This window comes from Vibrio sp. V19_P1S1T109 (genome assembly GCF_002241375.1).
GTDB lineage: Bacteria > Pseudomonadota > Gammaproteobacteria > Enterobacterales > Vibrionaceae > Vibrio > Vibrio anguillarum.
Window position 1 is genome coordinate 1 of sequence record NZ_NDIM01000324.1, and the last position, 3,370, is coordinate 3,370.

The 3,370-nt window shown below is 41.2% G+C and carries 2 protein-coding genes; both read right to left on the reverse strand.

Annotation, left to right across the window (positions count from 1 at the left end; translation table 11 throughout):
• Positions 1-1,207 (reverse strand): UvrD-helicase domain-containing protein (locus tag B9J87_RS15560; RefSeq protein ID WP_176429550.1); only part of this gene is annotated, 1,207 nt, incomplete at its 3' end.
• Between the two features lie 2 nt (positions 1,208-1,209).
• Entirely contained in the window at positions 1,210-2,937 is a 1,728-nt protein-coding gene (locus B9J87_RS15565; RefSeq protein WP_094151608.1) for a DEAD/DEAH box helicase, read from the reverse strand.
• Positions 2,938-3,370 lie beyond the last annotated feature (433 nt).

The window sequence follows — 3,370 nt, forward strand, 5'->3', positions numbered from 1 at the left end:
CAAGCCAAGACGGCGAAAAAAACTGCGCTTCATCAATCATGAAATGATCGAAACTCGGCAACGCTTTAGTAGATAATGCGAGTTCTTTAATATAAATATGGGGAAGATAACCCTTAGGATCTGAGAGCTTTTCCACTAGAATTTCGTACAATTGCCAAACATGTTCCCTTTGGCTTTTCTGCAATGCGAATCCTCTACCTTGTCGGTCATATTCTAGATACTCATCCTTATCTTTGATCAGGTAGTCATTGATATACTCAAGTTCATCCCAAATTTGACTGTCTTTCAGCGACAATTCTGTATAGCAAGTATTGGCATCACTGAGAATTTTCTTCTTTGCGGCTTCAACATCTTGCTCTTTGAACAAGGCGCTTACATATCTAAATTTTGCTCTGTATTGCTGCCACGCGAAGGAGTGAAATGTCTGTATTTCGAGGTTGGCAGGCTCTCCGCCTAACCATGTTTTAAACTTTAGCTTAATATCTTCAACCACCGGGTTATTATGGATAATCAGCCGCACCTTTTTTTCAGGATATTTTTTGCAATAGAGGATTGCTCGATTAATTAGAATGAGCGTTTTACCACTTCCGGCAACACCATTAATCAAACGAACCGAGAACTCATCCTGCTGCTCTTCATCCTGATCTACCGACTCCATAATATCTAACCGAGTCGCTAATTCTTGGTCATAATCAAGGAAAAAAGGCAATAACCTTGCTGAGTTATCACTCACTAAATGCTGCTTACGCGTACTGCACTGTGTCGGGATAACAGACTCTGGGAATAGCTTCTTTTTTATGCTGGCAAAATGCTCAGCTGAAAGCTCTACCAGCTTGTCGATGATGATTTGTTCACCATTAGCATAAAAATCAGCTTGGCTAATAACTTGAACATAATCAGGCAAATGAGAGTGGTTCGAATCTAAATTTTCTACCACAGCGAGATATTGGACTGGAGCACAATCTCGCTCAACCAGCAACTCATTGAATCGACGCAATATTTGAACATCGACTAGGCTTGGCGCCTGCGAATGCGACCCGATAAAGAGCCAGCAATTACAAGGCCCTTCAACAATACAGGGCGCCACTTTTAAAGCATCGTCTAGAGGCTCACGAATAAAAAAATCATCGCCCAATTGAGCAAATACTTTTTTGAAATGGCGTCTTACCTTGCGATCAAGACCTGTAATTGTCTCTATATGTGCCATGACTAAACCTCCACTCTACAGCTGTGTTTTATTAAAGAGCGATACTCCAGAGCACTCTTTCGAGCTCTCTCTTCCTCAATACCCAAGGCAAATGATTCTGATATTTCGGGACCAATGAGAATCAACTTGGTTTGTGGGCGAGTAATGGCAACATTGAGACGTTCGGACTGAAAAAAGAAATCAGCGATCGCTGTAATATATTGGGGGTCTGATGAGCACATTGAGATGATAATCATCTCTCTTTCTTGCCCCTGCATCCTTTCAACCGTATCAGTAACAATCGACTTCGATGAAAAAATTCCGAGCTTGTCAGACAAACAACTTTTTATCGCTTTAGCATGGGCACGGTACGGCGTCACAATGCCAATTTCTTCTGCATCCAATCCTGATTCAACCGCGCTATAAGCAATATCTGCAACTAACTCTGCTTCGTCTCTATTTGAGCTTCGTTTGTTGATACCCGGCGTGCGAATAAAGACAAAAGGCTCTTCACTCGAAAGAATTTGGCTGTATTTGAGTGGAACGTTGGGAAGTCTAAACGTTGATTTGTCTGCCGAGCGTTTAGAAACAAGATCACCTTTGTAATACGTTTTACTTGGCCAGTCGGTAAGTGCTGGTGACATTCGGTAAGTGAAATCCAACATAATGGAAAATTCATTATTAGCAGCAATAAATTCAGAAAAGGCAGACCCTTCAGCTAAAACAGATTGAGACAAAATAACTGGCGGTAATTGCTTGTGATCACCAACAAACACATATCGTTTTCCTTTGCGCATCGCCATTAAGGCAAGCGGTAATGTTATTTGGCTTGCTTCATCAAAAATGACAGTGTCGAATTCAAAACTCTCTAGGCGCTCAGTACATGTTGCAAATGGCGTTGCTCCAATAACATACCCACTCTCTGGTATCTCTTGCCATTTAGCTCCTGAGTCGTAGGATTTTACTTTTGAACTTAGTCCTTTATTCCCACCATGGGCACATACCTTAATCACTGGTACGCTTTCATCCACTATTTTATTAAGAGCATTATTAATTGCCATGTGAGTATGAGAGGTGAGCAAAACGCGCTCACCCGCTTCTACAAGTAATTTGGCGATTAAACTGATAACCTTGGTTTTCCCGGTGCCTGGGGGCCCTTGAATACATGCTAGATAACGTGATGCCACCCCATAGGCCGCCGCTTCACATTGTTTGTCATTTAAACCACACTCTTGCGCGTAATCTGCCGCATCATCAAACCGATCTTCATCAACAAGATCAGTATTTAGACTATGCGCTAGTAGGGGCAATAGCGTATTTCGACCGATAGCCGAGGTCGCGACATCCTCCAAGGCTTTATCGTAAAACGATGTTAAGTCCATTCCATCAGGATCAGCAAAGCAATCACTCTGCAATTTCGTTATTTTTGTTTGATCAAATTTAGCTCGAAGTAACCATTTACCATCATCTTCAGCCTCAATTGTTGCTTGTGATATGACCCGTTCGATATGAGCTTCACCCAAATGGAGGCATACCATGTCTCCTTCACGAAATTTCGATTCATTCTTACCAAGAGTGGCTTCTAGTTGACCATTACCAAGGGACTTAACAGAATTAATCTGCTGAGTTTCACCTTTGTATAATTTATCTTTGAGCGGTTTTTCCCAAATTTCTAAAAGCTTCTCCATACCCGCCCGATGTTCGGCATACACAAAGGCTTTTAATTTTTCCAATACTGGGGAGAGTTCCATTAAGATCATCCTAAAAACATGCTAAGTCTATGATACTCATCAACATGAATAAGAGGACCATAATATCCTGACAGGGATCACATTAAATACAACTATATAAACAATAATGATTGCAGAGTAGTTGAAAAGCCTTACTAAAATGCTATCACGGTGATCAGAACCGATTTAAGTATGCGAGTGTTTCATCTACACATTTGATTTTAACCGCTCATAGTCATCTAACTCTTCTTGAGCGTTTCTTGACAACATAATTAAACGAGTCTGAATTCTTGATACTAGCTTTGGAGGAAGGAGCGCTAACAACTCCTTTTTCTGCAGCACATCAAAACCATTCTTAAACGGTAAGCGCATCATAAACCCCGCATTCTAATCGTCTGGCCCGAATAATAAGATCAAACCTCCAACCCAAAGGAGATTTGAAATGGCCAAACGA

Excerpts from the sequence above, each read along its gene's own strand:
- B9J87_RS15565 (WP_094151608.1), bottom strand. The coding sequence starts at position 2,937 with ATGGAACTCTCCCCAGTATTGGAAAAATTAAAAGCCTTTGTGTATGCC.